At 67.6% G+C, this 2820-nt stretch carries 3 protein-coding genes and 1 pseudogene; all 4 read left to right on the forward strand.

Annotated elements, in window-relative coordinates:
- Window positions 1–415 (forward strand): alpha/beta hydrolase-fold protein (locus RMO04_RS14420; RefSeq protein WP_309645464.1); only part of this gene is annotated, 415 nt, incomplete at its 5' end.
- Window positions 416–487: 72 nt separating this feature from the next.
- The gene (locus tag RMO04_RS14425) at window positions 488–1249 is read left to right on the forward strand and encodes a polysaccharide deacetylase family protein (RefSeq protein ID WP_309645465.1); all 762 of its coding nucleotides are present in this window, start codon (window positions 488–490) and stop codon (window positions 1247–1249) included.
- Entirely contained in the window at window positions 1246–2559 is a 1314-nt protein-coding gene (locus RMO04_RS14430) for an O-antigen ligase (protein WP_309645466.1), read from the forward strand. Before RMO04_RS14425 ends, RMO04_RS14430 begins: the two co-directional genes overlap by 4 nt.
- A gap of 68 nt (window positions 2560–2627) precedes the next feature.
- Window positions 2628–2820 (forward strand): annotated as a pseudogene (locus RMO04_RS14435) (acyltransferase); the annotation flags it as partial.

The raw sequence follows: 2820 nt of genomic DNA on the forward strand, positions 1-2820 counted from the left end.
GGTGTTCGGACATTCCATGGGCGGGCACGGCGCGCTCACCCTAGCTCTACGCCATCCCGAGCTCTTCCGGTCGGTTTCGGCCTTCGCGCCGATCTGCTCGCCCACCCGCTGCGACTGGGGCCGAAAGGCGTTCGCCGCCTATCTCGGGGACGATCAGAGCGTCTGGCGTGACCACGACGCGGCCTTGCTGCTGGAGGCCGGCGCCGCCAAGGGCCGGTACGACGACATCTTGGTCGACCAGGGCCTGGCCGACAACTTCCTCGAAAGCCAGCTCAAGCCCGAGCTTCTCAAAGCCGCAGCCGCCAAGGCGGGGCAGAAGCTGACGCTGCGGCGGCAGGAGGGCTATGACCACTCCTACTTCTTCATGACCAGCTTCATCGATGACCACCTGGCCTGGCACGCCGCGCGCCTCTAGCGGCGTTTGCGGCCTGTTAGGGTTGCGGTGGCAGGATTCCGGCTGCGCCGCCGCAGCTTGGATCCGGGACCGATGGGCATCTATCGCAAGGTCAACAACGTCCTGACCCGCCGACTGCCGGTCAACACCGTGCGTTCGCGCGCGCCGCGCGCCATCGCCAGCCTCACCTATGACGACTTCCCCAAAAGCGCCTGGACCGTCGCCGGTCCGATCATGGACCGCTTCGGGGTCAAGGCGACCTACTACGTGGCCGGTCGGTTCTGCGGCCTGACCGAAGACAATATCGAATACTTCGACATAGCCGACCTGAGGGCGGTCGCCGCCGCCGGTCACGAGATCGGCTGCCACAGCTTTTCCCACGGCTTCGCCTCGAAGACCGATAACGGCACGCTGCTGCACGAGATCGAGCGAAACGCCGCCTTCCTGCGCGAGCACCTGGGCGACATCGCCATCGACAGCTACGCCTACCCCTATGGCGACGTGTCGCCACGCGCCAAGACCCTGTTGGGCGGTGCGTTCCAGAGCGCGCGGGGCATCTATCGCAAGGTCAACGCCGGGATGATCGACCTGGCCATGGTGCATTCCATCGTGCTGGAACACCGCCGCTGGCGGCCGGATGAGATCGAGGCCTCCCTGGCTCACGCCAAGGCGGTCGGCGGCTGGATCACCTTCTTCACCCACGATGTCGGCGACGCGCCTGAGGACTTCGGCGTCACCCCCGAGCGCTTGGCCTGGGTGCTGGAGCGGATCGCCCACCACGGGATCGAGACGATGCCCATGCGCGACGCCGTCGATCTGATCGTCAACGGCGAGACGCAAGCCGAGGCGGCGTGATCAGCCCCGACCAGCTCGCCGAACCCTATGAGCGCCTCACGGTCGTTCGCCTGATCGAGGCGGCCTTGACCGTCCTGGTGGTGGCCCTGATGTCCAGCGCCCTCATCGGTCCGATGTTCGACCCGCTGCAGACCGGGGGCGAGGAGGTTCCGATCCTGCGGCTCATGTGGCTGCCGGTCTACGGCCTGATCGCCGCGCTTGCGGCCTTCCGCCTGCCGCAGCTCTTCAAGTTCTGGGGGCCTACCCTGGCCTTCGGTCTGCTGGTCGCCTGGGCCGCCGCCTCGGTGCTCTGGTCCATCGAGCCGGACACGACCCTGCGCCGCGCCGTCGCGCTCGCCGCCACCACCCTGTTGGGACTCTATCTCGCTTCCAGCCTGGGCGGGCGACGGTTCGCCGAACTGGTGGCGCTCACCATGCTGCTGCTGGCGCTGGGCAGCTATTTCGTCTGCCTGGCCGTGCCCGTCATGGGCGTTCACCAGGACGTCAACGCCGGGACCTGGCGAGGCCTCTGGTACGAGAAGAACGAGATGGGGGCGATGATGGTCTATGCCTCCCTGGCGGCGGTGGCGGCCTTGCTGACCAATCCCCGCCGACGGCTGCTGTGGGGCGGCGCCCTGGTGCTGTTCATCGGCCTGATCATCATGACCCGGTCGGCCACCTCGTTCCTAAGCCTGCTGATCGTGCTGGGCGGGGCCACGGTGTTCACCTTCATGCGCCTGGGTCGCGCCGCCGCCGTGGTCGCGGTCTGGCTGGGGGTCACCGGGCTTTCGGCCCTGGCCGGGCTCTACATGTTCGCGCCGACCATCTTCTACGCAGCCCTGGGCAAGGATGCGACCTTCACCGGCCGCACCGACATCTGGAACGCCGTGCTGCGCGCCCATGAGGCCGAGCCGATCACGGGATACGGCTACGCCGCCTTCTGGAGCCGCAATTCCGACATCGCCAACTGGATCCGAGACGCCCTGCAATGGCGGGTGCCCAGCGCGCACAACGGCTGGCTAGACCTGCTGATCCAGCTCGGCCTCGTCGGCGTCGCGATCTTCGCGGCTATCTTCGCCGCCAGCCTGCTCACCGCCATCGTGCGCCACCAGCGGCTGGGCGACGGCTATTGGGCGACCCTGTTCCTGGCGGTCTACAGCCTGCAGACCATGTCGGAGAGCATCATCCTGGTGCACAACAACCTCTCCTGGGTCTTCGCCGTGGCCGCCATGGCCCGTATCCTGGGGCCCGTCCCGGCCAAGGCGCCTGTCCCCGCGACGCGGCCTGCGCCGGCGCCGCGCGTCAACGCCTGGAGCCCCGCCCAAGCCTGAGCCTGTCCCGTTTCGGGATGGCTTGGCCCTTGCAATCCTGCCTCCGAATGGACCGGAGGAGGTCAGGCATGTCGTGGTTTGGGATTGAGACGCGGACCAGCGTCCCGCCGATCGAGCGGGGCGGGTGGCTCGACGCCATGCGCATCATCGTCGCCATCCTGATGATCCTGCACCACTACGAGCTGGCCGGTCCCTCGCCGCTATCCGACCTGATCCCCCTCTTCGAGCGCGGCTACCTGCTGACCGATTTCTTCCTGATCG

It is taken from the genome of Phenylobacterium sp., assembly GCF_031412415.1.
GTDB lineage: Bacteria > Pseudomonadota > Alphaproteobacteria > Caulobacterales > Caulobacteraceae > Phenylobacterium.

Bases quoted from the DNA above. Each gene is read 5' to 3' on its own strand.
- RMO04_RS14425 (WP_309645465.1), top strand. From the start codon at position 488: ATGGGCATCTATCGCAAGGTCAACAACGTCCTGACCCGCCGACTGCCG.